We start from the raw sequence: 26,104 nt of genomic DNA, 5'->3' as shown, positions 1-26,104 counted from the left end.
GGTCAGCCCCGCAGCCGAGGCTTCAACGCGGCGAGGCTGCGCTCCGCGATCGCCCCACGCCACAGGCCGGTGCCGTAGGCGATGTCGTCCATCCGCTTGAACACGGTGTGCCGCACCGGCCCCAGCCCTCCGGGCTCGCGGTGCGTGTACCAGTCCGCGAGGCCCTCGGCCACGGCCACCGCCAGCAGGGCGCGACGGACTCGGGACGAGACCAAGGCGGCCAGCAGCGTCACCGGCCAATAGTGCCTGCACATCGCGGATGCGAGCTGCCAGACTCCGCCCGCGAAGCCCTGCGCGGTGAGGACGACCGAGATCCGGGTGGGTTGGTCGAGCTCCCGGAACGTCCGGCGCAGGCGGATGACGGTGACGAGCTGCGCGACCAGCGAGCCGGCGAGGCCGAGCCTGGTGCAGGTCGCGGCGAGCAGGACGGCCAGCAGTGTCAAGGGCGACATCGCGACGGGCGGCACCAGCCCCTCGTGCCGGAGCGCGAGCGGAGCCGCACCCGTGCCGTAGAAGAGCTTGCGGCCGAACCACTTCCGGAACGAGACGCGGTGATCATGGGCGACATTGGCGATCGGCTCGTAGCGCAGCCGCCAGCCGGCCGCGTGCAGCCGCCAGCAGAGGTCGACGTCCTCGGCCACATGCATCTCCGCGTCGAAGCCACCGCACTCCTCGAGGGCGCGCCTGCGCACCAGCATCGCCGCACTGGGCACGTAGGACACCGGGCTCCCCGCCCGCACCGCGCCCTCCTTGCGGCCCAGATCGAGGGAGGATCGAGCGTGCTCGTAGCGGCCGATCGAGCCCGCATCCGGCTCGAGAGCGACGATCCGCGGTGCGGTCATCGCGACCGCCGGGTCACTGAAGTGGCCCAGCATCGCCTCGAGCCAGCCGAGCCGGGGTACCACGTCGGAATCCAGGAAGGCTACGTACTCCGTTGTCGCGGCGGCCATTCCGGTGTTGCGAGCGGCAGCAGGCCCGAGCGCTGTCGGGTGCCGGAGAACCCGCACGTCGGCCCGCCCGTCGCAGCACGGCGGAGTCGTCACCGGATCGTCGGAGCCGTCGTCGACGACGATCACCGAGAGTCCGCGCAGCGCGGGCAGCAGTCGGTTCAACCCGGTGATGTTGTTGTGCAGGGGGATGACGACCGTGACGTCGTGATTCGACGGCGAGCTCATCGGCCGGGGGTTCGCCACGCCGGAATCGAGAAGGTGCCGGGCAACCTGTGCGGACTGGGTGTCGACGACCTTCAGGTATCCGTCACCGATCATCGCCGCAGCGGTCGGGGCGAGCTTGAGCATCCGGGTCGGGGAACCCCCGATCAGTACCCGTCCACCCGAGAAGGTGCGCACCTTGGGATCGATTCTCACCCCGAATCCGTCGGGCAGTCGAGCTTGGCGCATCAGGTGATCGTATTCGGATCTGCTCTCACCGCAACATGCCTTTGCCATCTGGTTGCCATCGCAACACCGCCGCAACACAACGCGCCAGCATCTGCTCGAACATCCGTTCACCCTCGGCCGCACTCGCCCCTGTCGGATCGCCGAGCACCCCGTTCGCACTGACGGACGCGATCCCACCGGCCCGCAACCCGTCCATCAGCGCACCGATCGGTTCGGTGATTCCCGGTTGCGCCCTGTCCATCCGCACGTCACCTGGCGAAAGGTGCAGCAGCAGGGAGGTTTCAGTGCGCCCCGCGTGGGCATCGGCCCCCGGCACCGCGCAGGGCAGCCAGGCGACGTCCCTGCCCTCGTAGCGCAGCAACGCGACCGCCTTGGCGAGAGTGGGCGCGTTGCCGCCGTGCCCGTTCACCAGCAACACGCGCGGGGACCAGCGACACGCCGAACGCCCGTATTCGACGACCACCGCCTCGAGCGCGGGCGCGCCCAGCGAGACGGTTCCCGCGAATCCCTCGTGCTCACCGCTGGCCCCGTAGGCGATGGCGGGGGCGACCGTCATGCCGGGCAGCGACCGCGCCACCGCGACCGCGATCCGGGTGTCGGTGTCCAGCGGCAGGTGCGGCCCGTGCTGCTCGACCGAACCGACCGGCACCGCGAGGACGGGTGCGTCGGCGTCGATGTCGGGCCAGGTCGCGCCCGCGAGGTCCAGTGGCATGCACCGATGCTATTCCGACGGGAGTCGCAGACGGTCCGACGACTACCATCGACTCACCCACAGGACCCCTCGGCTGGAGGATGGCGTGACGCTGGACCGGATGCCGCTCAGAGGATTTGGCGTCGTCAACTTCGAACTCATGCTGCTCCGCCGGATGCACGACCATCAGCAGGCCCTGGTCGGGGCCGCCCTCAAGAACCTCGGCAAGAGCGCCACCGACCTGCGCACCGCGCACGCCCAGTGGCAGCGCGGCCTGCGGGGCGGCTTCCCCGGTGGCGCGGCGCGGTATCGGCTCGCCCTCGGCAAGCCCGCCGTGGTGAGCTCGCGCACGGTGCCCGTGGTCGGCGAGCTGGCCGTCGAGGCCTGGCCGATGCCGCTGTGGCCCGGGCTGCAGTTCCAGATCGCCTTCGGGCCGGGCGGGGACGTCGTCGACGAGCGGTTGGCCAGGATGGCCGACTCGACCGCGCCCGCCATCGCCTCGGTGGCGGACCTACGACCGTGGCTACTGGTCATCGACGACGTGGAGGCGGCCTGCTCCCCCGTTCGTTACCGCATGTCCGGCGGTGCAGTCGCCAGCCATGCGGCCGCCGCCTTCACCACTCCTGACGGTGCGGCCTGCGAGGCTCAGTTCTCCTGGGGCCTGCTCCAGTACGCCGCGGATACCGGGAACCAGCGGGCGGACTGACCGGCAGAAGGGCAGGATGACGCCATGGCCGAGGACGAGGCGACGCGCGCGACGACGATCATGCTGATCCGGCATGCGGAACGGCCCGAGGGCGACGAGCCACCCTTCGGCGTGGACCGCGCCGGGTCCCGGTGCGACGAATCGCTCACCCCGGTCGGCTGGCAACGCGCCACCGCCCTCGCCGCACTCTTCGCGCCCGACGGCGGCGAGCCACCCACCGGGCTGGTGCGCCCGCGGGCCCTGTTCGCCTCGACACCGCGCAAGAAAGACGGCAGCAAGCGCTCGCTGCAGACGATCTCGCCGCTCGCCGACAAGCTCGGCCTAGAGGTGGACACCGACTTCGGCCGTTCCGACGTCAAGGCACTCGCCGAGCGGGTACTGCGCACCCCCGGCCCGGTCCTCATCTCCTGGCAGCGCGAGTACCTCCCGGAGATCGTCGATACGCTCGGCGAGGTCGATTCCACACCGCCCGACCCGTGGCCCGAGGACCGCTTCGACGTGATCTGGGTGCTCACCCGGAACGGCGCGCAAGGCTGGGTGTTCAGCCAGCTGCCACAAGGCCTGCTGCCGGGCGACCGCGCCACCGGCATCTGACACGCGTCAGAGCGCGACGGCGACCCGGTGGCCCTCCCGCACCGCCGCGTCCGCGCGCCGCGGGGTCAGCGCGTCACCTATCCGGTGAACCTCGAACTCGCTCCCGGACAACTGCTTCCAGAGTCGGTCCTCGGGCTGCTGGTGCACCGCACACACCACCCAGTCGAACTCCGACTCGGAGGTGATCCCGGTCGGATGATGCAGCAGCGCGACCCTCACCGCCGACCCCGGCGCGTCGGCGACCGCCATCGGCACCAGGTCCGTGAGCTGCGCGATGCCCTTGCGGTGCGCCCTGCGCTGCCAGCCCTCCATGTCCAGCGTGAGGCCAAGGTCCTGGCCGACGATCATGCCGTTGGTCGCGACTGTCACCACACAGCCACGGTCGGCCAGCGATTCGGCGACCGACGTCGCCTGGTGGAAGCCCAGCTCGTCGATCACGAGCACCCGGCCGCCGGGTTCGACCCGGCCCTCGAGCACGTCCCGCACGTCCACCACCCGCGCCGACTCGCCCGCCCACCCCGGCCGTCGCGGCCGGGCCCCGGTCGCGACGATCACCGCGTCGGGCGCCAGTGCCCGGAGCAGGTCCGCGTCCACGTCGACGCCGGTCATGACCTCGACCCCGGACCGCACGCATTCCGCCTCGAGATTCCGGACCAGCTCGCCGAACTCGGCCCGGCCTGCCGCACCCGCCGCGACGCGGACCTGGCCGCCGGTGCGGGCGTCCCGCTCGAACAGCGTCACCCGGTGACCGCTCTGCGCGGCGGTGGCCGCGGCCTGCAACCCGGCCGGTCCGCCGCCGATCACGCACACCCGCAGGCCGAACCGTCGGGGCATCGGCAGCGGCACCGATTCCCTTCCGGCCCTGGGATTCTCGACACAGCCGAGCCAACGGCCCAGACCGACCCTGCCGATGCACTCCTGGTTGCAGGACAGGCAGGTCCGAATCTCACCGGATCGTCCTGCCGCTGCCTTGGCCGCGAAATCAGGGTCTGCGATCTGCCCGCGCACGACCCCGATCAGGTCGCAATGGCCCTCCTCGATCGCGAGATCCGCCTGCTCTGGGTCCGTGAACCGGCCGACGCCGATCACCGGCAGCGTCACCCTCTTGCGGATCGCGTTCGGGATGAACAGGGCGTATCCGCGCGGGACCGCCATGGAGCCCTCGATCAGGTGCAGGGTCTGCGTCGCCATGCCGATCGAGGTGTTGATGTAGTCGACCTGCCCGCAGGCCTCCACCATCGCGGCGACCTCGACCGCCTCGTCGAGATGGATGCCGTTCTCGATCGACTCCTCACCGGTCAGCCGCACGCCCAGCACCGGCTCGGGCCCCAGCGCCGCGCGCACCGACGCCACGATCTCGAGCAGGAATCGGGCACGATTCGCCAGGGCGCCCCCGTACCGATCGGTGCGCCGGTTGGTGTCGGGCGAGAGGAAGGCCCGCACGATCGAGGCCTGTGAGCACTGGATCTCGACACCGTCGAAGCCGCCGCGCCTGCAGTGCTCGGCGGTCGTTGCGAAGCCGGCGACGAGCTCCGCGATCTCGGCCGGGTCGAGCGCCTTCGGCACCTCGCGGAACAGCGGGTCGGCCACCGGGCTCGGCGCCAGAACCGGCCGCCGCGAGTACATCCCGGAGCCCTGCCCGCCGTTGTGGTTGAGCTGGGCCAGGATCACCGAACCGTGGGCGCGCACCGTGTCGGTGAGCGTCCGGTAGTGCGGGATCACCTCGGGTCGGTAACCCTGGATCAGCTTCTCGTACGGCCAGTCCGACGGGTGGGTGCTGTGTTCCTCGGTGATGATCAGTCCCGCGCCGCCCTTGGCGCGCGCCTCGTAGTACGCGATGTGCTGCTCGGTGGGAAGGCCGCCGCGGGCACTGTTGGTCAGATGCGCCGAGAACACCACCCGGTTACGCAGGGTCAGCCGCCCCAGGGCCAACGGGGTCAGCAGGTGCCGGTGGGTCATGGCCGCGTCTCCCGGCGAAAGGCCACCACTGCCGCCGCCCGGCCCTCGCGGATCGCTTCGGCGGCGGTTCGCGGTGCCAGGCAGTCCCCGATCCGGACCGATGCGGGCGACGGCAGGACCAGGGATTCCTCGGGAAGCCGGTGTGTGCAGTCGATCAGGGTGGCGGCGGCCTGCAGCCGCCGCTCGCCGGTGTGGACGTTCTCCAACAGGACACCGCCGGCGGCGATCGAGCGAACGGTCGTGCTCAGGTGGCGCGCGATGCATGCCCGCTGCAGCCGGGCATTGGCGGCGGAGAGGTCACCGGTCCGGCCCAACTGAACGCCGACGACCTGGTCCGGTGTCGCGATGGACACCTCGCGGCCGCGGGCGGCGAGCCATTCGGCGACCCCGACGGCGGCCTGGTCCCCCACCGGGTCGAACACCAGGATCGGGCCGTCCCGCAACGGCTTTCCGGCCAGCACCTCCTGGGGGCCCACGATCTCGACGCTCGCGTGGCGGTCACCGGGCCACGGGCTCGGCACGCTTCCTGTCGCCAGGATCACCGCGCGGCCCGCAGATCTCGCCGCGTCGATCTCCTCGGCCGTGATCGCGCGGCCGGTCTCGACGTGGACGCCCAGCCGGCGGCATTCGGACTCCAGCCAGTCGACCAGGGTCGCGAGCGAGTCGCGACCGGCACCCACCGCGGCCACCCGCAGCATGCCGCCGAGCCGGGAACCGCGCTCGGCGAGGGTGACCCGGTGGCCGCGCAACGCCAGCACTCGCGCGGCCTCGAGACCCGCGGGCCCGCCACCGACGACCAGGACGTCACCCGGATCCGGGGCAGGCAACGCCTCGTCGGGGTCGACGCTCTCGTGCCCGGCCGATGGATTCCCGACGCAGGTGATGATCGGATTGCGCGGGTCGCGGACCTGACAGGTCTGGTTGCAGAGCAGGCACGGCCGGGGCGGGGCCTCCGCCTGCTTCCGGGCCTCGCCGCCGCGGCGCGCCTTGACCACCAGGTCCGGTTCGGCGATCTGCGCGCGGGTCATCTCCACCACATCGGCGACGCCGTCCGCGAGCGCGCGCTCCGCCTGTCCGGCCTCGATCACGCTGCCCTGCAGCACGACCGGCACCGCGCCTGCCACCGCCGAACGGACAGACGAACACAGTTTCACGTTGAACACCGGCGCCGTGTGCGCGTCCGGCCGGTATGCCTCCACCGACATCGGACCGCCGCGGACGACCACCAGCAGGTCGAGCGATTCCGCCAACTCGCGGGCGTGCCGTGCGGCGATCTCGGGGGTGATCCCCGCCCAGGGCGCGAGTTCATCGCAGCTCAGCCGCAGCGACAGCACCCGGTCCGGACCGAGCTCGCCGCGGACCGCCTCGATCACCTCGCGGGTGAGCCTGAGCCGGTCGACGCCGTACCCGTCGCCGCGCAGGTTCGTCAGCCCGGAATGGAACTGCCGCAGCAGTGACCGCGGTCCCGCGTCGAGTTCGACCCCGTCCATCCCGGCATCCCGGGCCGAGACCGCGGCCGACCGGAATCCCGCTATCAGCGAGTCGATCTCAGCCCGTTCCATCTCCATGGGCAGCTCGCGGGTGACGACGTCGGCCACGCGCGAGGGTCCCCACAGCGCCGATTGCGAGTACGCGCTCGAGCCCTGCAGCCCGGTGTGGCCGAGTCCGGCCAACACCAGCGTCCCGTGCGGCCGGCACGCGGCCGCGATGTCCCGCCAGCCGGGAGCGCTGTCCGCGGCCAGCGGCGCCCGCTCGTACGGCCAATCGTCGGCGTGCACCGAGGCGACCTCGGTGACGAGGATGCCCGCGCCACCGCGCGCCCGCCGCTCGTAGTACGCGACGTGGCGCCCGGACAGGGCACGGTCGCTGCCCAGGTTCGTCTCATGGGGCCCGAACAGCACCCTGGACCGGGCGGTGCGCCCGGCCAGGGTGAGTCCTTCGGTCAACCGCTGCGTCACGACCTGCGACGCCTACACCTGGCTCAGAGGCCGAGCGGGCGGGCGAATCCCGGCGGGATGACGATGTCCGCGGCGGTCAGGTCCTGCACGGATGAGTGCCCGAGACCCAGTAGCGCCGAATCGATTCCGCCGCGGAGGATGTCGAGCACGTTCTCGACACCCGCCTGGCCGTTGGCCGACAGGCCCCACAGGTAGCCGCGACCGATCATCACCGCGCGGGCACCGAGGGCGACCGCCTTGACGACATCGCTGCCGCGCCGGATGCCACCGTCGAGCAGGACCTCGATCTCACTTCCGACGGCCTCCGCGATCGCGGGCAGCGCCCGGATCGGCGCGGGGGTGCCGTCGAGGTTGTTGCCGCCGTGGTTCGACACCGAGATCGCGGTGACGCCCGCGTCGGCCGCGCGCTTGGCGTCGTCGACCCGCATGACGCCCTTGAGCATGAACGGACCGCCCCACTGCTCACGCAGCCATGCGACGTCCTCCCAGGACGGCAGCGGCGTGCCCATCCACTCGCCGTACGCGCCGAAGAAGGTCGGGGGCTGCTCGCCGGGCGCGGCGAGGTTGGGGGTGGTCAGGTCCGGCACCCGGCCGGTCTTCGCGAACTCCCACAACCACTTCGGCCGGGTGATGGCCTCGGGCGCGAACCGGACCATGGCCTTGAGGTCCATCTTCTCCGGGATCGCCGGGCTGCCCCAGTCGCGTCCGTGCGAGAACGACCAGTCCAGGGTCATGATCAGCCCGGTCGCCCCGGCCGCTCGCGCCCGCTCCATGCGCTGCAGCAGCACCTCCCGGCTGCCGACCCAGTACATCTGGAAGAAGGTCTGCGGGTTGGCCGCCGTCACCTCTTCGATCGACTTGCTCGCGAACGAGCTCAGCCCCATCGCGATGCCGCGGGCGGCGGCGGCCCTTGCGACCGCGACCTCGCCGTCGGGGTGCACGGCCTGCACGCCGGTCGGCGAGATCAGCACCGGCATCGAGATCGGCTGTCCCATCACGGTGGTCGACAGATCACGCTTGTCCGACAGCCCCGCGACGTGCGGGGCGAATCCGAGCTCACCGAAGGCAGAGGTGTTGTCGTCGAGGGTCAGGCCCTGCTCCGAACCGGCGATCAACGCGCCGTACACCGACTTCGGCAGCCGCTTCTTGGCCCGCCGCTGCGCCTCGGCAACGGTTTCGAACCAGGCATTCTTGGCCATCACTGAACCTTTTCTACTGAGTGAACGAGTCTCGTTAATTCATGCCCGCGAGCGGGTTCTCGTCGCAGACCTTGGCGGGCGGGCGCACCATCAGCTGCAGCGGGACGGGCGCCCGCGGGGTGCGACGGTTCCCGGTGCGGGAGTGGTCGACGCTCGACTTGGGGATCTCGCCGCGGGTGCCCGCGAGCGCGGCCTCGCCGTAGCCCTGCACGCACTCGGGGTCAGGACCGTCCATCGGCAGGCCGGTGAAGAACTTGGCCGCCATGCAGCCGCCGCGGCAGGAGTCGTAGTGGTCGCACTTGCTGCACGCGCCGCCGGTCTGCGGGGAACGCAGCTCGGTGAACAGCTCGGAGTGCTGCCACACGTGCTGGAAACCACCGTCGGCCACGATGTTTCCCGCGAGGAACTGCTCGTGGATCGCGAAGGGACACGCGTACACGTCGCCGACCGGGTCGATCAGGCACACCACCCGTCCGGCGCCACACAGGTTCAGGCCGGGGAGCGCGTCGCCGTAGGCGGACAGGTGGAAGAACGAGTCGCCGGTCAGGACCCCTTCGCCGTTCGCGACGAGCCAGTTGTACAGCTCGCGCTGCTGCGGCTGCGTCGGGTGCAGCTCGTCCCAGACGTCGGCGCCACGGCCGGACGGGCGGAGCCGGGTGATCCGCAGCGTCGCGCCGTACTTGTCGGCGAGCGCCTTGAACTCGTCGAGCTGGCCGACGTTGTGGCGGGTGACGACGACAGAGATCTTGGCGTCCTTGAAGCCCGCCTCGGCGAGATTCTCGAGCGCACGGACCGCCATCGCGAAGGAGCCGGGGCCGCGAACCGCGTCGTTCACCTCCGCGGTCGCGCCGTCGATGGAGATCTGCACATCGACGTAGTCGCTGGCCGCCAGCCGCGCGGCGACCTTCTTGTCGATCTTCACACCGTTCGTGGAGAACTTGACGCCGACCTGGTGCTCGGTGGCGTAGTCCACGAGCTCCCAGAAATCGGACCGGACGGTGGGCTCGCCGCCGCCGATGTTCACGTAGAACACCTGCATCCGCTGCAGCTCGTCGATGATGGACTTGCACTGCTCGGTGCTCAGCTCGCGCGGATCGCGCCTGCCGGACGACGACAGGCAGTGCACGCAGGAGAGGTTGCAGGCGTAGGTGAGCTCCCAGGTGAGGCAGATGGGCGCGTCGAGTCCGAGTTCGAACTGGTCGACGAGCCGGCCGACCGGGGCGGGTGCGGGGCGATCGAGCATGGAGGTCATGGGCTGTGTCCTCGAGGAGTGGGGTGGCGGATCAGGCGAGCTCAGGCCGCGGACGCGCCGGGCACGATCATCTTCGAATCGGCCAGCGTGGCGAGCGCGCGGGCGTAGGTGTCCACCTGCGCCTCGTCGATACCCGCCGCGCGGATGGCGGTCCTGGCGTCGGAATGGTCGGGCAGGGCCCGCACGATCTCGACGATGGTGCGGTTCTTCAGGAACGAGAGCTTCCTGGTCCCAAAGTGGTAGAGCAACGCCCCGAAAGGTTCGGGGCGAAGCGCCACCTGCGGGTGAAGCTTCCACCCGGTGTCGAGATCCACGGTCAGTACACGCCGCACATGCCGTCGATCGAGACCTCTTCGACCAAGGCCTCCTCGACGAGCTCGGTCCCGGCAACGACGCTTTCGCGATGCTCAGACATCTACATACCTCCTGTGTCAGGGTTGGCGTCAGTCACGGCGATCAGTTCGCTGTGACTCGGCTCACCACACTAATGGCATCGAGTGCACAATGAAAGGTCCGGAGGGGAAATTGACGCAGGCCGGTAGCAAACCCGCAGGTCGCATAGGTCGTCGGCCGTCGACGACGCGCGATCGGATCAGCAATATCGGCATCGAACTGTTCGCCGAGCACGGTTTCGAGGAGACCAGCGTCGATCAGATCGCGGAGGCAGCCGGTATCGCCAGGCGCACCTTCTTCCGCTACTTCCCCTCCAAGAACGCAGTGCCGTGGGGCGACTTCGACCTACATCTGGCGAACATGCGCGAGCAGCTCGCGGAACTCCCCCGCGACATCCCGCTGGCGGAGGGACTCGCCTCGGCGCTGCTCGAGTTCAACAGCTTCTCGCCCACCGTGGCCGCGCTGCACCGCAAGCGGATGGAGATAATCCTGCAAGCCCCGGCGCTGCAGGCGTATTCGATGGTGATGTACGACGGCTGGCGCGGCGTGATCGCCGACTACGTGGCCGACCGGATGGGCTGCCGACCCGGCGATCACCTGCCCCGCACGATCGGCTGGATGGTCCTCGGCATCGCCCTCTCGGCCTATGAGCAGTGGCTCACCGACGACTCCCTCGAGCTGCCCGATCTGCTCCGCGCGGGGAGCGAGGTCCTCTCACACGGGCTCGGCACCTCCGCTGCCGGACGCGACTGACCAGCCCGATCGCCGCCGCCGGGTGGCGCGGCCGACCATCCCTGAGCTGCCGCATCCCGATTATCGGGATCGCCACTCTGCAATTTACGATCCACCTGGTTGCATGTTTTCCTGCTACATTTGAAAACTAGAACACGTTCCAGATTCACCCCCGAGAGGATCCGCCGCGATGACCACCGTTGACATGCCGCACAGCTCCAGGTCGGTTGTCCTCACCGTCTCCGGGGTCGTCGAGGAGACCTCCGACGCCAGGTCGCTGGTCTTCACCGTCCCGGACGAGCATCGCGGCAAGTTCGACTACAAGCCCGGCCAGTTCCTCACCCTGCGCATTCCCAGCGATCAGACCGGTTCCGTGGCCCGCTGCTACTCCCTCGCCAGCTCGCCGTTCAGCGACTCCGAGCCGAAGGTCACCGTGAAGCGGACCATCGACGGATACGGCTCCAACTGGCTGTGCGACAACGTCAAGGCAGGCGACACCATCGAGGTGCTGCCCCCGTCCGGTGTGTTCACCCCCAAGTCGCTCGACCACGACTTCCTGCTCTGGGGCGCGGGCAGCGGGATCACCCCGGTGATCTCGATCCTCAAGTCCGCGCTCACCGAGGGCACCGGCAAGGTGGTTCTGGTCTACGCCAACCGCGACGAGAAGTCGGTCATCTTCGCCGACGAGCTGCGCGGCCTCGCGGCCCAGTACCCGACCCGCCTGACCGTCGTGCACTGGCTCGAGTCCCTGCAGGGCCTGCCGACGCCGGACCAGTTCGCCACCCTCGCCAAGCCGTTCGGCGGCTTCGAGTCCTTCATGTGCGGGCCCGGCCCGTTCATGGACACGGTGCACAAGGCGCTCGCCGAGGCGGGCGTCCCGCGCAACTCCGTGCACGCCGAGGTGTTCAACTCGCTCGCGGGTGACCCGTTCCAGGACGTGGCGCTCGAAGAGGTCACCGAGGAGGAGGCCGCGGACGCCGCCACCGTCGAGGTGCAGCTCGACGGTGAGACCCACACGATGAGCTGGCCGCGCAAGCAGACCCTCGTCGACATCATGCTGTCGAAGGGTCTCGACGTGCCGTACTCCTGCCAGGAGGGCGAGTGCGGCTCCTGCGCCTGCACCGTGCTCGAGGGCAAGGTCGAGATGGAGAACAGCGAGATCCTCGACCCCGAGGACATCGCAGCCGGCTACATCCTCGGCTGCCAGGCCCGCCCGGTCACCGACCACCTCAAGATCGAGTTCTAGGCGGCTTCGCCGCCCGTGCGCGGTTACCGAGTCCCCACACTCGTCGAGCGCTCACGGGCGGCGTAGCCGCCTGTACCGCGCGCGGGTGTCCGCGTCCAGGTGCTCGGTGGCGTAGCTGAGCGCGGTCGCGCCCATCGCGGCGGCGTGCTCGTCGAGGAACCCCGTGAGCAGCTGCCGGTCCACCTGTTTGCCGACCTCGCGCAGCATCCAGCCGAGCGCCTTCTGGGTGAGGTCGCGCCGGTCCTCGAGCAGACGCGGCGCCAGCTCCAGTGTGGTGGTCGCGTCGCCTCGGCGGATGAACCCGAACGTGGTCAGCAGCGCCACCCGGCGCCGCCACAGGTCGGGGTCCGCGCCGAGCTCGTGGACCAGGTCCCGCGGCCGGTCGAACAGCCACCCGCCGAGCACCGTCACCGCCGAGGTGTCGACCAGGTCCCAGTTGTTCACCCGACCCCGGAGCACGGCGGCCAGATAGAAATCGGCGATCCGCTCGCGCTCGGCCTCGTCGCGCGTCCGCGCTCCGGAGGCCCGCGTGAACCGGCCGTTCAGTATGACCAGCGCGGCCAGGCGGTGCTCGTGCACCTCGCTGTCGAGCAGCGCGTCGACCTCGGCCAACGGCAGGTCCGCGAACCGCTTCGCCACCGTTCGGGTGGCGGGCACCCGAACACCCATGAAGACGTCACCCTCGCCGTACTCGCCAGGGCCGGTCTTGAAGAACCGCTGCAGCTCGACGACATCGGCCGGGCTCGACACCAGTGCCAACGCCCTGGTCACCGCCGCCGCATCGTCCATGCCCCGACCTTGCCAGACGGCGGGGCCGGGCGAATCAGAACCGACGTCGCGCAGCTATTGATCGGCCGGTCAATCAGGGTTATACCTGAGGTAGCGGGGTTCCCTCGTCGAGGAGGCAGGAAATGAAGGCAGCAATGGCTCGGTGGCAGGATTGGGCCGCCGTGGTGATCGGCGTGGTCGTGGCGCTGTCCCCGCTGTGGATGGACACGAACGACGCCGCGATGTGGTCGATGATCGTGCTGGGTGCACTGGTGGCGGTCGCGGGGTTGGCGCACATGATGTCGGCAGAGATGCCGGCGCTCCCGTGGGCGATGGGCGTTCTCGGCGTGCTGATGTTCCTCTCTCCGTGGGTGATGGGCTTCGCCGACATGGCAGGCGCCGCCTGGACCTCATGGATCGGCGGAGTGCTGACGGTGCTCACGGCGATGGCCGCGATGCCGGAGGGCTCGAGGCTGCACATCGGACACGGCGGCGGATTGGCGACGCATCACTGACGGACCGTCGATCCCTGACAGAATCGAACAACAGTCCCGTGCTGGAGCGAAGGCCGTCGGCCTCGCTCCAGCCGGTCGGACATCCGGGCTCGGTCAGATGATCGCGCCTGACGAAACACGTGTGGAGGCAACCGAATGCCAGGTCCGCGCCAACGCCGGACCGCCAGCGTGGATGGTGACGCGAGGGAGCTGATCCTCGACGCCGCCGAGGAGTTGATCGCCGAGTCGGGCTTCGACGCGACCTCGACCGCGGCCATCGCGAAGCAGGCGGGCGTGCCGAAGGGCCTGGTTTTCTACTATTTCCCGACCAAGTCGGCGATCCTCACCACGCTCATAGCCGAGCGACTGCCCGCGGAACCGCTGGCCGACGTCGCCGGGCTGGTGGTCACCGGCGAACCGGAGTCCACCCTGGTCAACCTCGAGGCCGCGCTCAACCTCAGGGACCACCACTCCTCGGTGATGCGGGTGATCATCTGGCGCGAGGCGGAGACCCACCCCGCCGTCCGCGCGCACCTGCGGCGATTCCGCACCTACCTGCACGATGCGACCGTCGAGGTCCTGCGCGCGAGCTCGCCGGTGGCGGTGTCCGCGCGGGTACTCGATTCCTGCGCGACGATCTGGGTGGCCGCGATGTTCTCCGTCGCCAGCATCGACCGGCTCCGCGATCTCGACGGCACCCGCGAGCACCGCGAGGACCTGGGCGGCGTCGCTCGCGTGGTGGCCGCGGGCCTCGAACAGCTCGGCACCGCCGGGGCCTAGCGACGTGCGTCAGCCGAGCAGGCGGCCGGCCTCGAACGCCGCAGCACCTGCGGGCAGCTCCCCCGGCCTGCCACTGAGCAGCACCTTCACCGAGCCGCTTCCGCTCGCGTCCCGGCCGAGCGCGTCGATGCGCCGGAGCGTCTGGGCCGCGACGGCCTCCGCGCTGTCGAAGAGGGTGACCCCGGCGGGCAACTGGTCCGCGATCTCCTCGGCCATCAGCGGATAGTGCGTGCAGCCGAGGACCACCCCGTCGCAGTCGACCGGGGTGCGAGCCACGGCGTCCGCGATCGCCCGCTTCGCCAGGTCGGTGTCGCCAAGGTCGATCGCCTCGGCCAGCCCGTGACACGCCACCCCGACCACGGCGGTGCCGTTGGCGAACCGCTCGATCAGGTCGGCCTGGTACCGACTGGCGGTGGTGGCCGCGGTGGCCCAGATCGCGACCGAGCGACTGGCCGCGGCCGCCGGCTTGATCGCGGGCACGGTCCCGATCACCGGGATCGCGTCGCCCAGCCGGTCCCGGACATGGTCGAGGGCGGTCACGCTGGCGGTGTTGCAGGGCAGCACGACGACCTCGGCACCCAGGTCCACGGCGTGCTCGGCCGCCCCGACCACGCGATCGATCACCCACTGCTCGGGCTTGGGCCCCCAGTGCGCGCCGTCCGGGTCGAGTGAGAGCAGCAGGTCCAGTTCGGGGCGGAGACGCCGCAGCCAGGCCGACGTCGGCAGCAGCCCCAGGCCGGAGTCGATGAGCGCAACAATCACCCGACAAATCTATCCCGACGCCGCGGCCGGGCCGTCCCCCCGTCCCCCCGTCCCGCCGACCCGCGCTACCCGGTCCTCCCACGCTCCTCGCTGAGGCGTCGGAACATCGCGTTGACTCCGACCTTCCCCGCGATCCGCTCCGCTAGACGGGGGGCCAGCGCGGCAAACGACAGCAGCGGGCGGATCGGGGCGCCACTCTCGATGACCTCGGGCAGGTCGCGTCGGATGGCCGTCACCACCCTGTCCGCCACCTTCGACGTGGTGGTCTCGCCGATCACCCGATTGGACCGGAAACCGCGCTCGACCATCCGCTGGTACATGCCGTCGCCGCCGATGAATCCCGGACACACCACGGAGAATCCGACCGGCGACTGCCCGTACTCGGCACGTAGCGACTGGGCGAGCCCGATCAGGGCCGCCTTGGTCGCGGCATACGGCCCACAGAACGCCGGCCCGTACTTGCCCGCCATCGAGCTGATGAACACGACATGGCCGCGGCCGCGCGCCAGCATGCCCGGCAGCACGTGCCTGGTGAGCAACATCGGCGCCGAGAGGTTGACCTCGACCATCGCCGTCAGCTCCTCGGGAGTGAGCGCGGTGAACGCCGCAACATTCTCGACACCGGCATTGTTGACCAGGACGTCGATCGGGCCGAAGGATCGCTCGACGTGCTCGATCAGGGCCCCGGTCGCATCCAGGTCCGCGAGGTCGGCCGGCACCGAGTCCGCCCGCGCTCCGGTCGCCCGCAGGGCCGCCGCCGTGGCGTCGAGGGCGTCCACCCGCCTGCCGGTGACCACCAGGTCCATGCCCTCACGTGCGAGCGCGCGGGCGATGACGGGGCCGAGCCCACCGGTCGCCCCGGTCACCAGCGCGACGCGGCCGCGCAGCGATTCCATGGACCCGAGCCTTCTCCGGCCACGGACCGGATGTCAACGACTCCCGTCGGTGCCGCCCGCCGCGGATCCGACCGCCTCGTTCATCACTCCGAGAAATCGGGTCACCGCGGCCAGCTCGGCCTCGTCGAACTCCCCGATCGAGGCGATCATGCGCCCGATCAGCGGTCCGAAGAACGACCAGCCCAGGTACTTCGCCTGTTCCTGCACCCGCAGCAGCACCCGGCGGCGGTCGCCGGGGTCCGGTGTCCTGCCGATGTGGCCCGCCCGTTCCAACCGGTCGAGCAGGGCGGTGGTCGCCGCCGAGCCAAGACCCAGCTGCCCGCCCAGCCAGCCCGGCGTCGCGGCGATCCCGGCCCGGTCGGCATCGAGCAGTGCGATGAGCGCGCGGAGGTCGGTCGCGTGCAGGCCGTTGCGGCTCGCGAACGCGGCACCGAACCGGTCCAGTTCGACGGTCAGCCTGCGCAGCTCGTGCACGAGCTGCAGTGCCGCGCCGGGGTCGTCGGTCGCGCTCACTGCCCTGCTCCCACGATCACTCCTTGATTCATATCTCTCGATGAACAATTATCTCTATCATCGAGATTATCTGATGCCGAGAGAACCAGGGGGCGGTCCATGGACGACGACACGCAGATCCGCACGAAAGGCCGGTTCGACGCCGCCTACGACGCAGTTCTCGCCCGCTGGGGCGGGGTGACCGCCCTGGAGACCACCTCCGAATTCGGCCTCACCCGCGTCCACGCCTGCGGACCGACCGGGGCGCCGCCGGTTCTCCTGCTCCACGGCGGCGGTGCCACCTCGACCGCCTGGTCCACGGTCGCGACCGCGCTCGGCCGGACGCACCGGGTGTACGCCTCGGACCTGATCGGGGACGTCGGACGCAGCGTGCCCGGCGACCGCCGGCCACGCACCCCCGCGGACCTGATGACATGGCTCGATGCAGTGCGCGCCGAACTCGGCCTACAGCGGGCCACGCTGATCGGACACTCCTACGGCGCGTGGATGGCCCTCGCCTACACGCTCGGCCACCCGGATCGGGTGGACCGGCTCGCACTACTCGACCCGTCGGACTGCTTCTCCGGATTTCGGGCCGGATATCTGCTGCGGGCACTCCCGATGTTGCTGCGCCCCAATGAGAACCGGGCACGGCGCTTCATCGAGTGGGAGACGGGCGGGCGGGCGCTCGACCCGGACTGGCTGACCGTGTACGCGCTCGGCGCCGCGGGGTCCCCGCGGCCGCGGATCGTGCTACCGAAGCGGCCGTCGAGGACCGCGCTCGGCGAGCTGCACGTCCCGACCCTCGTTGCGCTCGCCCAGGATTCGCGGGCGATCGATGTCGACCGGGTGGCCGCGGCGGCGCGCGGCGCCCTCCCGGACGTCCGGATCGAGGTCCTGCCGGACAGCAGTCACCACAGCCTGCCCGGACACGAGCCGGGCGAGCTGACCACGATCCTCGCGGATTTCCTTTCCTAGCAGCGCTTCTCGCGTCAGCGCACCAGCAGCATGCAGCCGGCGACGGTCGCGCCGCCGACGCCGACGACGGCGACCTCGGGCGGGCCGTCGAGCTGGGCGGTCGACTCGCCCCGCAGCTGTGACGCCGCCTCCGCGACGAGCTCCAGCGCGGCCGATCGTCCCAGCCCCAGTTGGCCGCCGTGTGGGTTGAGCGGCAGCGCGCCCGCTCTCGAGATCCGCTGTCCCCCGGCGACGAACGCGCCCGCCGTCCCCGGCCCACAGAACCCGAGCGCCTCCAGCCACATCAGCGCCAGAATACTGAACTCGTCCTCGAACAGTGCGACGTCCACATTCTCGGGGACGAGTTCGGTGCCCTCCCAGAGCCTTTCGCCGGCATCGTGGATCGCCATTCCCGTCAGGTCGGCACGCTGTTCCCACAGCGGGCTCACGTTCCGCGCCGCCGCGACGGCCTCGACGGTGACCGCGGGGCCGGGCAGATCTTCCGCCAGGTCGCCGGGACTGATCAGCACGGCGACCGCCCCTCCCGCGGGGAGCGCGCGGTCGTACTCGCAGAGCGGATCGGCCAGCATCGGGGCGTCCAGGTACTCCCGAAGCCCGAGGCCCCGCCCGCTGTTTCGGCCCGCGGTCAGCGCGATCTGGGCCAACTCGACCCGGGTGAGCCCGAACGCCTCGATGTAACTGCGCGCCGCGAGCGCCGTCGTCACCAGTTCCGTTCCGGCCCCGTATGGTGCGTGCCACTGTGCCCACCCGGACACCGACGGCCGGCCGGCGAAACGCCGTGCAACCCGCGCGGGCGACGGCGGGTCGCACGCCTCGATACACAGCACGTGGGTGGCCAGGCCGGAGATCACCGCCGCCACCGCGGCCGAGACCGCGGTCAGCACGCCGAGCCGATTTGATTCCGCTGTGCGCCAGGCGAGTTCGAGACCGAGGGCGTCCGCGACATCGACCACGTCCGGCAGCCCGCAGGTGACGAGCCCGTCGACGGCGCCACCGGTCAGGCCCGCATCTGCCAGCGCGCCGCGGGCGGCCATGGCTGCGACTCGAACATCGGCGGACCCGGGTCCGCGTGGCACCCGGCCGATCCCGCTCACCACGGCCCCCCTGGTGATCACGACACGGCCTCCAGCCGGTCCTCCGGCAGCTCCAGCTCCTCGATCTCGGCGAACGGAAGCCAGAAGTCGCCGCCGAGGTGCTCGAAATACAACCGGATCGGCGTGTCCACGCGCAGGGCGCCCGGCTCGGTCCCGGTCAGGCCCAGCAACAGCCGGATCCCCTCCTCGAGCTCGACCACGGCGACGAGGTAGGGCTGCGCTGCCGGGTCGCTCCGCGGGCTCCGCTCTTGGTCGTTCACCTCGGTCCAGGTGAGCAGCACGCCCTTTCCCGTGACCGGCTCGATGGTGAAGTCGGCCGACCAGCAGTGCCTGCAGCATCGCGACGGCGGGAACGACCAACGCAGGCAGTGCTCGCACCGCCGCACCGACAACCGTCCGGACGCGCCCGACGTCCAGTGCGCTGCGGTCAGATCCGTCAGCTCAGGCAGCGCCCGCTGGTCATGGACCATACATTCACGTTAGACGCCCGCGGCCTCGATCACCTCGGTGATCGGCACGCCACTCGCGATCTTCGCCCTGGTCTTCATCACCGCTCCCGCGAGACCGCCGCCGACCACGGCGACGAGAACGCCGTCGCGCTCGTAGTACGCGAGGAACTTGCGGCCGTCGTCGCGGACCAGGTGCACGGTGTCCGTGGCGGACGGCTCGCCGAGCGCCTGGATCTTGATGTCGTACTGGTCGCTCCAGAAGTACGGGACCTGGCCGGGTCCGGTGGGCGCGTCGGCGCCGACCAGCGCCAGTGCCAGCGCCTTTGCCTGGTCGCCCGCGCTGGTCCAGTGCTCGACCCGCCGATGGCCCTCGGGATGGCGCCAGGCGGCGACGTCACCGACCGCCCACACGTTCGGGTCACTGGTCCGGCCGCACTCGTCGGCGAGCACGCCGCCGCCCGCGCGCGGCTCGGCGACCTGCACGCCCGAGCCGTCCAGCAACTCGGTGACCGGGACGGAGCCGATGCCGATGACCACCAGGTCGGCCGCGACCTCGGTGCCGTCGGAGAGCACGGCACCGGTGACCCTGTCCTCGCCGAGCAGGGCGGCGAGGCCGACGCCGGTGCGCAGGTCGACACCCTCCTCGCGGTGCAGTCGGGCCACGAGGCCACCGATCCGCTCGCCGAGCACGGAGGCCAGCGGGGTGGGCTGCGGCTCGATCAGGATGACCTTCATGCCGCGTGCGCGCATGCTCGCGGCGAGTTCGCACCCGATGAACCCGGCCCCGACGATGAGGGCGGTCCGATCGGCGGCGAGCTCGGAACGCAGCGCCATCGCATCCTCGAACGAACGCAGCACGTGCACGCCACCCAGTTCGGCCAGTCCGGGGATCCGGCGCGGGACGAGCCCGGTGGCCACCACCAGGTGGTCGTAGTCGACGGTCGATCCGTCGGCGAGGGTCACCGTGCGGGCGCCGGTGTCGACACCGGTCGCGGCCGCGCCGAGCCGCAGCTCGATGCGCTGCTCCTCGAAGAATTCGGCCGGCTTGAGGGTGACGTCGTCGCGCTCACCGCGGACGACCTCCTTGGACAGCGGGGGCCGGTCGTAGGGCAGGTGTGGTTCCGCGCCGATCAGCGTCAGTTCGCCGTCGAAGCCCGCCCGCCGCAGTTCCTCGGCGGTCCGCAGACCGGCCAACCCGGCACCGACGACGACGACCCGTCCAACGCTCATCCCGCTCAACCTCTCACCCGATGGATCGTTGTGCGCCCAGGTGGGCCACGCACACTTCATACCAAACTGACACGTGTTCTAGATAGCGTGCCCTAAGGAGCCGAGGAATGCCACACCCCGGGATCGCGACGGGCGACGGGAACGGTGCGAAGGCGCTCAGCCGACCCCGGGAACCGGGACCTGGGCGCCGGTCATCGCGGCCGAGGACTCGCCGATCAGGAACGCGATCACCTCGGCGATCGCCTCGGGTGCGACCCAGCCCTTGCGGCTCGACCCTGGCTGGCTCGCCCGGTTGCCGGGGGTATCGATCACCGAGGGCAGCACCGCGTTCGCCCGGATGCCCTCGTCGCGGTACTCCACCGCCAGTGCGCTGATGAACGCCAAGACCGCGGCCTTCGACGTGACGTAGCCCGACGCACCCGAGAAGGGTGCGAAGACCGCCTTGGTGGACATCGCGACCACCGACCCGCCACCGGCGTCGATCATGAACGGCAGCGCGGCCTGGGTGCACAGGTACAGCGGGCGCAGGTTCAGCCGCAACATGGCCTCGAAGTCCTCGATCGGGCTCTCGTGGACCCGCGCGCCGCTGGCGAAGCCGCCGACCAGGTTCACCACCGCGCGCAACGGCGCCTGTTCGTCGCCTCCCGCCAGGGCCGCCACCTCGGCGACACCCGCCGGGTCGAACAGGTCGGCGCGCGCGAGGACGAGCCTCGGGTGCGAATCCAGACGCTCGAGTTCCTTCTCCGTGATCCACGGAACCACCACGCGCCACCCGTCCGCGAGCAGCCTCTTGGTGACCGCGACCCCTAGCCCGCCGGTGCCGCCGGTCAGGAGCACGCTCCGTCCTGATTCGGTCATGATCCGCTTCCTTCCAGAGTTGTTGTCGAGGTTGAACTCTCGCGCGCGGGCCCGATCACCTCGCGTCGAACTCGGAGATCAGCCAGCGACCGTCCACCTTCCGCAGCGCCACCTCGGCACCGACGGTCCTGTCGACCGGCGCCTGCTCCGCCGCTGACGTCGTCGACTGCTCGACGAACACCAGCACCTCGGCGCTGTCGTCGGTCAGGGAGGTCAGTCCGGTCCCGGTGACCGTGGCGGTCGCGGTGATCTTCTTGTCCGTCGCCGCGGGCACGATCACCCCCTGCGCGAGCCGGTCGTGGTAGTCCCTGAACTCCCCCGTCAGCAACTCGCGCGCGGCGGCCATGTCCGCGAAGACGGTCTCCGGCGTGTAGGTCAGGAGAGCCTTCGCGCCGTCCGCCGCAGCCTGCTGGACCTCGGCCCTTGCCCGATCGTCCACCCGCTGGTCCGGCCGGTACTGGGCGAAGTACAGGAACCCGGCAAGCGCCGCCAGCACCAGGACCGCTGCGGTCAGTCCGACCATCAGCCTTCGCTGCGCACTCACGACAGGTACTCCACCCTCGAGATCTTCGACTGTTCCCGATCGACGGTCACCCGGAGCCGCTGGACGCGCTGCTGGTCCTGTGCCCCCGTTCCGTTGCTGACCCGCGACGCTACCTGCACAAGAACCGTGGCGGAATCCGCCGCCTCCGTCTCGATTCCGGCGGCTGCCGACTCACCGACCGTGGTCACCTTGGCGTCCCGCACCACCGTGATGAAACCCTGCGATCGCCGATCGAAATCGTCGTAGAACTCGCCGGTCGCGCCGTCGAGCACCCGTTGCACGTCGGCCTCGGCATTGTTGTGGTCGATGGTTGTCAGGTTGAGCGCACCCTCCCTGGCGACCCGCAGATAGGTTTCCCGTTCGGACTGCAGCTCCGATGCCGAACGGTGTTGCCAGACCATGACTCCGCACGCGGTCGCCAGCAGCACGGCGACCACGGCGAGCAGCGCCGGTCCCGCCACGAGCGCTCCCCGCGGCCGGGATCCGGTCGCGACGGCGGGCGACGCGGCCCCCGCGGGATCCGCATCCTGAACTCCTGCCATCGGGTCAATTCCTTCGTCGACGGTGCGGTGGACTGCTCCACGTTAGGTGAATCGGCGCACGGGCGTCGCAGCGCGCCCACACTCACTAGAGTTGAGTGCGTGACCACCGATCCGAACAGGGGCATCGCCCCAGTGCACTACGGCACCTCCACCACCGAGCTGGTGAGCTCGCAGGGGCGCACGATCATCGCCGACGCGGTCGTGGCGAAGATCGCCGGTATCGCCACCCGGGAGATCAGCGGCGTGTTCGATGTCGGCGGCGGCACCGCCCGCGTTGTCGGCGCGCTGCGCGACCGCATCCCGGGCGCCCGCGTCAACCACGGCCAGGGCGTCGCCGTCGAGGTCGGCGAGAAGCAGGCCGCCATCGACATCGGCATCGTCGCCGAATACGGCGTCGCGCTGCACGAGCTGGCGGCCGGCATCCGGCGCAACGTGATCGCGGCCGTGGAGCGGATGACCGGACTGGAGGTCACCGAGGTCAACATCACCGTCTACGACGTCGTCCTGTTCGACGAGAACGAGCAACCGGGCGAGACCGACGGCAGACCGAGAGTCCAGTGACACCGGAGCGGAGCCCGCGCAGCGACCCGGGAGCACAGGAGCGGAGCAGCGACCCGGAGGTGGAGCCCGCCGAGCTGATCGCGGACGCGGTGCTCGCGGTACCGGGAGTCGCGGGGCTGCACGGCGGGATGTTCGGCGAGGTCGCGACGTACCTGCCGGGCCGGCGGGTGCTCGGTGTCGCGCTCGGCGACGACTCCTGCGCCATCCACATCAGCGTGCGCTATCCGGCGCACGTCATCGAGACGGCGGAGCGGGTCCGCGCGGCACTCGTCCCGATGCTCGACGTCCCGGTCGATGTCACGGTCGAAGACGTACTCACGGAGAGGACAGCGCCATGAACAGCACAGTCGTCGGTCTGATCGCCGGCCTGCTGCTGGCGATCGCCGTAATCCTCGGTGGTTTCAGCGGTTTCGTGTTCGCCGTGCTGTTGGGCGGCTTCGGTATGGCCATCGGGGCCCACCGTGACGGGCACGTCGATCTGGGCGCGCTGTTGCGGAGCCGGGGCCGTGGCTGACGGCACGAGCGAGGCGGGCGGAGCGACCCGGCAACGCACCGCGGAAGCCGACCTGGACGAGGAGCGCAGCACCAGGGGCCAGCTGATCATCAAGGATCGCGCGGTTTCACGGATCGCCGTGGCGGCTGCCCTCCAGGTGCCGGGTGTGGTCCGCCAGCGCGGCGGCCTGTCCCGGCTCACCGGCCGCGACCTGCCGCGAGCAGAGGTGTCGATGGGAACCGAGTCGGTGGCCGTCACGCTGTACATCGCGGTGGCATGGCCGTGCCCGATCGCCCTGCTCTCCCGCGAGGTGCACCGCGAGGTGGGCGATCGTATCGCCGCCCTCAGCGGCCTGCCCATGGACCAGCTGCACGTCGTCGTCGCCGCTGCGGTGCCAACCGCGGCACCGGAGGGGGCCGAGGTCGACAGTCAGCAGTTCGCGGCGCCCGGCGCCGCCCTTGCACCCCTGGTCCCGTCGCGGGCACCGATCACCCGGCCCGCGGCGGCCCCGGTCGCGCTGCTCTTCGCCTGCGCCCTGCTGGTGCTCGCGGTGCTGACCGGACGCGAGTTCCTGATCGCGCACGAGGTCATCGCTCCCGCCGCGTGGCTGCGCAATTCGATCGAGTGGTCCGCACGCCAGCACTGGGAGCCGTGGATGGTGCCTGCCGCGGCCGCGGCCGTGTTCGCCGGCCTGGTGCTGATCTTCGTGGCGGTCAAGCCGCGGATCCGCACCCATCTGCCGCTCGGCGACGCGGGATCTGCGGTGGTGTGGGTGCGTCCAACCGATGTGGCGAGGATGTGCAGCGCGCAGGCACGCACGGTGGCGAGTGTCCGGTCGGTGCAGACCATCGTCGACGGCAAGCGGACCACCGTCCGCATCTCCCCCGACGGTGAGGTCGCGGCCCCCGCGCTCGAATCGGCCGTGCGCGACGCGGTGGAGCCGGGGCTGGCGACGCTCGCAACGCCCCGTCCGCTGCGCGTCCGGATCGGCAAGGTGCGAGGGTGAGGCGCCGCACGTCGGTCATCGACAGGTCGATAGCGCTCGGCGCCGGCCTCGCCCTGGTTGCTGCGGGCGCACTGGCCCTGACCTGGAACATGGACCTCGATGTGTCCCAGGAGTTCTGGCGACGATTCGACCGGGCCGAGTACGCGGCGATCCCGACCAGGGACTGGTGGCCGACGCTGCTCGGCGTCGCCTGCGTCGCCAGCCTCGTGGCCGGGGTCACGCTGCTGGTGATCAACCTCCGGCGCGGCCGGACCTCGACGGTGCAGATCGGGGACGTCCTCGGCGACTCCGACCTGTCGGTCGACCTCGGGCCGATGGCGGTCGGGCTGGCCTCGGAGCTGTCCACCCTGGAGGGGGTCCGCTCCGTGCGGGCCGCCGCCGTGGACGATCGCGGTCTGCTGACCCTGCGGGTGACGGTGATCGCCGACCCCGCGGTCGATATCGCCGAGTTCACCCGCGACGCCGAGTCCCTGGCCAGGTCCATGGCCGCGGCTCTGCCCGATGCCCCCGTCGCCACGCAGGTGCTGCTTCACCTCGACCGCGCCGATCTACCGGGCTGACCAGCCCTCTTCGCCATCCCGGGGGTGCCCCGGCCCCGAGCCAGCGCCGGGCCGTACATGCACGCCCGGGGCGAGCAGGAAACTCCGTCCTGGCCCGGCTCAGGTCCCCGGAAACGCCGAATGGCGCCCACTCCCGAGGGAGTGAACGCCATTCGGCTTTGGTACTGCTAGATCAACAGGTGAACTAAATCACTTGTTGATCTTGGTGACGCGACCGGCGCCAACGGTGCGGCCACCCTCACGGATGGCGAACCGCAGGCCCTCGTCCATGGCGACCGGCTGGATCAGCTTGACGGACATCTCGGTGTTGTCACCGGGCATGACCATCTCGGTGCCCTCGGGCAGGGTCACGACGCCCGTAACGTCCGTGGTACGGAAGTAGAACTGCGGGCGGTAGTTGTTGAAGAACGGCGTGTGGCGGCCGCCCTCGTCCTTGGACAGGATGTAGGCGTTGCCCTCGAACTCGGTGTGCGGGGTGGTGGTGCCCGGCTTCACGACGACCTGGCCACGCTCGACATCTTCGCGCTTGATGCCACGAACCAGCAGACCGACGTTGTCGCCCGCCTGGCCGGAGTCGAGCAGCTTGCGGAACATCTCGATGCCGGTGACGGTGGTCTTGGTGACCGTCTCCTTGATGCCGACGATCTCGACCTCTTCGTTGACGTTGACCACGCCACGCTCGATACGACCGGTGACAACGGTGCCACGACCGGTGATCGTGAAGACGTCCTCGACGGGCATGAGGAACGGCTTGTCGGTCTCACGGACGGGGTCCGGGATCGAGTCGTCGACGGCCTGCATGAGCTCGAGAACGCTCTCGCCCCACTTGGCGTCGCCCTCGAGCGCCTTGAGCGCCGAGACCTTCACGACGGGTGCGTTGTCGCCGTCGAACTCCTGCGACGACAGCAGCTCGCGGACCTCCATCTCGACGAGCTCGAGGATTTCCTCGTCGTCGACCATGTCGGACTTGTTGAGCGCGACCAGGATGTAGGGAACACCAACCTGGCGGGCGAGCAGCACGTGCTCGCGGGTCTGCGGCATCGGGCCATCGGTGGCCGCGACCACGAGGATGGCGCCGTCCATCTGCGCCGCACCCGTGATCATGTTCTTGATGTAGTCCGCGTGGCCCGGGGCGTCGACGTGCGCGTAGTGGCGCTTCTCCGTCTGGTACTCGACGTGGGAGATGTTGATCGTGATACCACGAGCCTTCTCCTCCGGCGCCTTGTCGATCTGATCGAAGGCCGAGGCCTCGTTCAGGTCCGGGAACTTGTCGTGCAGGACCTTGGTGATCGCCGCCGTCAGCGTGGTCTTGCCGTGGTCAACGTGACCGATGGTCCCGATGTTGACGTGCGGCTTCGTCCGCTCGAACTTCGCCTTCGCCACTTGATGGCCTCCTGTATTCGTGCTTGCGCTATGCAGCAGTGCGGTTGGTTATTACTTGGTCGTGCTCAGCTGGTGAAACTCGCC

The 26,104-nt window shown here is 70.3% G+C and carries 31 protein-coding genes; 12 read left to right on the top strand and 19 right to left on the bottom strand.

Going from position 1 to position 26,104, the window contains the following annotated elements; all coding sequences use genetic code 11:
- Positions 1-2: 2 nt before the first annotated feature.
- A complete protein-coding gene (mftF, locus tag JOE46_RS24015) occupies positions 3-1,400 on the bottom strand; it encodes a mycofactocin biosynthesis glycosyltransferase MftF (RefSeq protein WP_097211010.1) in 1,398 nt (465 codons plus the stop codon).
- 25 nt (positions 1,401-1,425) lie between these two features.
- Positions 1,426-2,112: a mycofactocin biosynthesis peptidyl-dipeptidase MftE gene (gene mftE, locus JOE46_RS24010; protein ID WP_209928680.1), complete on the bottom strand. Its 687-nt coding sequence runs from the start codon at positions 2,110-2,112 to the stop codon at positions 1,426-1,428.
- A 100-nt stretch (positions 2,113-2,212) separates the two neighbouring features.
- On the opposite strand from mftE, the gene JOE46_RS24005 reads away from it, so the two are divergent.
- A complete protein-coding gene (locus tag JOE46_RS24005; protein WP_209928679.1) occupies positions 2,213-2,797 on the top strand; it encodes a hypothetical protein in 585 nt (194 codons plus the stop codon).
- A gap of 24 nt (positions 2,798-2,821) precedes the next feature.
- Positions 2,822-3,391, top strand: a complete 570-nt coding sequence (locus JOE46_RS24000) for a histidine phosphatase family protein (protein ID WP_097211007.1) — start codon at positions 2,822-2,824, stop codon at positions 3,389-3,391.
- A 6-nt stretch (positions 3,392-3,397) separates the two neighbouring features.
- Here JOE46_RS24000 and JOE46_RS23995 read toward each other — a convergent pair whose 3' ends face one another.
- Genes JOE46_RS23995 through mftA form a run of 6 tightly spaced genes read right to left on the bottom strand, consistent with a single transcriptional unit; the run spans position 3,398 to position 10,174 of the window.
- Positions 3,398-5,350: a mycofactocin system FadH/OYE family oxidoreductase 2 gene (locus JOE46_RS23995; RefSeq protein WP_097211006.1), complete on the bottom strand. Its 1,953-nt coding sequence runs from the start codon at positions 5,348-5,350 to the stop codon at positions 3,398-3,400.
- Positions 5,347-7,308 (bottom strand): mycofactocin system FadH/OYE family oxidoreductase 1, encoded by a 1,962-nt coding sequence (locus tag JOE46_RS23990; RefSeq protein WP_097211005.1) that lies wholly within the window; start codon positions 7,306-7,308, stop codon positions 5,347-5,349. The genes JOE46_RS23995 and JOE46_RS23990 overlap by 4 nt, the downstream gene beginning before the upstream one ends.
- 23 nt (positions 7,309-7,331) lie before the next feature.
- Entirely contained in the window at positions 7,332-8,507 is a 1,176-nt protein-coding gene (gene mftD, locus JOE46_RS23985; protein ID WP_077040772.1) for a pre-mycofactocin synthase MftD, read from the bottom strand.
- Positions 8,508-8,541: 34 nt separating this feature from the next.
- On the bottom strand, positions 8,542-9,759 hold the full coding sequence (gene mftC, locus JOE46_RS23980) for a mycofactocin radical SAM maturase (RefSeq protein ID WP_097211004.1): 1,218 nt from the start codon (positions 9,757-9,759) through the stop codon (positions 8,542-8,544).
- A 41-nt stretch (positions 9,760-9,800) separates the two neighbouring features.
- Complete coding sequence (mftB, locus tag JOE46_RS23975; protein WP_097211003.1) at positions 9,801-10,091, bottom strand: mycofactocin biosynthesis chaperone MftB; 291 nt, start codon at positions 10,089-10,091, stop codon at positions 9,801-9,803.
- Complete coding sequence (mftA, locus tag JOE46_RS23970; protein WP_072750957.1) at positions 10,076-10,174, bottom strand: mycofactocin precursor MftA; 99 nt, start codon at positions 10,172-10,174, stop codon at positions 10,076-10,078. Before mftA ends, mftB begins: the two co-directional genes overlap by 16 nt.
- An 89-nt stretch (positions 10,175-10,263) precedes the next feature.
- On the opposite strand from mftA, the gene mftR reads away from it, so the two are divergent.
- On the top strand, positions 10,264-10,905 hold the full coding sequence (mftR, locus tag JOE46_RS23965) for a mycofactocin system transcriptional regulator (protein WP_097211002.1): 642 nt from the start codon (positions 10,264-10,266) through the stop codon (positions 10,903-10,905).
- Between the two features lie 169 nt (positions 10,906-11,074).
- Positions 11,075-12,130 carry a ferredoxin--NADP reductase gene (locus tag JOE46_RS23960; protein ID WP_097211001.1) on the top strand — a complete coding sequence of 352 codons (1,056 nt, stop codon included), beginning with the start codon at positions 11,075-11,077 and terminating at the stop codon, positions 12,128-12,130.
- A gap of 51 nt (positions 12,131-12,181) precedes the next feature.
- On the opposite strand, the gene JOE46_RS23955 is transcribed toward JOE46_RS23960, so the two are convergent.
- Positions 12,182-12,919, bottom strand: coding sequence for a DNA alkylation repair protein (locus JOE46_RS23955; protein WP_097211000.1), 738 nt, complete (start codon positions 12,917-12,919; stop codon positions 12,182-12,184).
- Positions 12,920-13,041: 122 nt separating this feature from the next.
- Between JOE46_RS23955 and JOE46_RS23950 the strand changes: the two genes are divergently transcribed.
- Positions 13,042-13,413: an SPW repeat protein gene (locus tag JOE46_RS23950; protein WP_027500601.1), complete on the top strand. Its 372-nt coding sequence runs from the start codon at positions 13,042-13,044 to the stop codon at positions 13,411-13,413.
- A gap of 135 nt (positions 13,414-13,548) precedes the next feature.
- Entirely contained in the window at positions 13,549-14,172 is a 624-nt protein-coding gene (locus tag JOE46_RS23945) for a TetR/AcrR family transcriptional regulator (RefSeq protein ID WP_097210999.1), read from the top strand.
- A gap of 9 nt (positions 14,173-14,181) precedes the next feature.
- Here the strand turns inward: JOE46_RS23945 and JOE46_RS23940 are convergent, their stop codons facing one another.
- The 3 genes from JOE46_RS23940 to JOE46_RS23930 form a co-directional block, all read right to left on the bottom strand.
- Entirely contained in the window at positions 14,182-14,934 is a 753-nt protein-coding gene (locus JOE46_RS23940; protein ID WP_097210998.1) for a glutamate racemase, read from the bottom strand.
- Between the two features lie 65 nt (positions 14,935-14,999).
- Positions 15,000-15,830 (bottom strand): SDR family oxidoreductase, encoded by an 831-nt coding sequence (locus JOE46_RS23935; protein ID WP_097210997.1) that lies wholly within the window; start codon positions 15,828-15,830, stop codon positions 15,000-15,002.
- Positions 15,831-15,863: 33 nt separating this feature from the next.
- Complete coding sequence (locus tag JOE46_RS23930) at positions 15,864-16,343, bottom strand: MarR family winged helix-turn-helix transcriptional regulator (RefSeq protein ID WP_269588620.1); 480 nt, start codon at positions 16,341-16,343, stop codon at positions 15,864-15,866.
- Positions 16,344-16,442: 99 nt separating this feature from the next.
- On the opposite strand from JOE46_RS23930, the gene JOE46_RS23925 reads away from it, so the two are divergent.
- A complete protein-coding gene (locus JOE46_RS23925; RefSeq protein ID WP_097210995.1) occupies positions 16,443-17,300 on the top strand; it encodes an alpha/beta fold hydrolase in 858 nt (285 codons plus the stop codon).
- A 14-nt stretch (positions 17,301-17,314) separates the two neighbouring features.
- Here JOE46_RS23925 and JOE46_RS23920 read toward each other — a convergent pair whose 3' ends face one another.
- The 6 genes from JOE46_RS23920 to JOE46_RS23895 form a co-directional block, all read right to left on the bottom strand.
- Positions 17,315-18,415, bottom strand: a complete 1,101-nt coding sequence (locus JOE46_RS23920; protein ID WP_143548408.1) for a thiolase family protein — start codon at positions 18,413-18,415, stop codon at positions 17,315-17,317.
- On the bottom strand, positions 18,412-18,864 hold the full coding sequence (locus JOE46_RS23915) for a Zn-ribbon domain-containing OB-fold protein (RefSeq protein ID WP_097210993.1): 453 nt from the start codon (positions 18,862-18,864) through the stop codon (positions 18,412-18,414). The genes JOE46_RS23920 and JOE46_RS23915 overlap by 4 nt, the downstream gene beginning before the upstream one ends.
- A gap of 9 nt (positions 18,865-18,873) precedes the next feature.
- Complete coding sequence (locus JOE46_RS23910; RefSeq protein ID WP_097210992.1) at positions 18,874-20,073, bottom strand: NAD(P)/FAD-dependent oxidoreductase; 1,200 nt, start codon at positions 20,071-20,073, stop codon at positions 18,874-18,876.
- Positions 20,074-20,229: 156 nt separating this feature from the next.
- Positions 20,230-20,931 carry an SDR family NAD(P)-dependent oxidoreductase gene (locus JOE46_RS23905; protein ID WP_209928678.1) on the bottom strand — a complete coding sequence of 234 codons (702 nt, stop codon included), beginning with the start codon at positions 20,929-20,931 and terminating at the stop codon, positions 20,230-20,232.
- A gap of 55 nt (positions 20,932-20,986) precedes the next feature.
- Positions 20,987-21,475 carry a twin-arginine translocation pathway signal gene (locus tag JOE46_RS23900; RefSeq protein WP_097210990.1) on the bottom strand — a complete coding sequence of 163 codons (489 nt, stop codon included), beginning with the start codon at positions 21,473-21,475 and terminating at the stop codon, positions 20,987-20,989.
- Positions 21,472-22,017 (bottom strand): mammalian cell entry protein, encoded by a 546-nt coding sequence (locus JOE46_RS23895; RefSeq protein ID WP_209928677.1) that lies wholly within the window; start codon positions 22,015-22,017, stop codon positions 21,472-21,474. Before JOE46_RS23895 ends, JOE46_RS23900 begins: the two co-directional genes overlap by 4 nt.
- A 99-nt stretch (positions 22,018-22,116) precedes the next feature.
- Here JOE46_RS23895 and JOE46_RS23890 point away from each other — a divergent pair, with 99 nt between their 5' ends.
- From JOE46_RS23890 to JOE46_RS23870, 5 genes are read left to right on the top strand one after another with little or no spacing between them, the layout of a single operon-like run.
- Entirely contained in the window at positions 22,117-22,578 is a 462-nt protein-coding gene (locus JOE46_RS23890; RefSeq protein WP_027500612.1) for an Asp23/Gls24 family envelope stress response protein, read from the top strand.
- A 59-nt stretch (positions 22,579-22,637) separates the two neighbouring features.
- Entirely contained in the window at positions 22,638-22,916 is a 279-nt protein-coding gene (locus JOE46_RS23885; protein ID WP_097211096.1) for an Asp23/Gls24 family envelope stress response protein, read from the top strand.
- Entirely contained in the window at positions 22,913-23,092 is a 180-nt protein-coding gene (locus JOE46_RS23880) for a DUF2273 domain-containing protein (protein WP_072750969.1), read from the top strand. The genes JOE46_RS23885 and JOE46_RS23880 overlap by 4 nt, the downstream gene beginning before the upstream one ends.
- Positions 23,085-24,077 (top strand): DUF6286 domain-containing protein, encoded by a 993-nt coding sequence (locus JOE46_RS23875; RefSeq protein ID WP_307861329.1) that lies wholly within the window; start codon positions 23,085-23,087, stop codon positions 24,075-24,077. Before JOE46_RS23880 ends, JOE46_RS23875 begins: the two co-directional genes overlap by 8 nt.
- On the top strand, positions 24,074-24,637 hold the full coding sequence (locus tag JOE46_RS23870; protein ID WP_097210987.1) for a hypothetical protein: 564 nt from the start codon (positions 24,074-24,076) through the stop codon (positions 24,635-24,637). Before JOE46_RS23875 ends, JOE46_RS23870 begins: the two co-directional genes overlap by 4 nt.
- A 189-nt stretch (positions 24,638-24,826) precedes the next feature.
- Here JOE46_RS23870 and tuf read toward each other — a convergent pair whose 3' ends face one another.
- Complete coding sequence (gene tuf, locus JOE46_RS23865) at positions 24,827-26,020, bottom strand: elongation factor Tu (RefSeq protein ID WP_077040759.1); 1,194 nt, start codon at positions 26,018-26,020, stop codon at positions 24,827-24,829.
- Between the last annotated feature and the right edge of the window lie 84 nt (positions 26,021-26,104).

The organism is Rhodococcus sp. PvR099, from assembly GCF_017833315.1.
In the GTDB taxonomy this organism is placed as follows: Bacteria; Actinomycetota; Actinomycetes; order Mycobacteriales; family Mycobacteriaceae; genus Rhodococcus_G; species Rhodococcus_G oryzae.
This window is presented reverse-complemented; position numbering and strand designations above follow the sequence as displayed.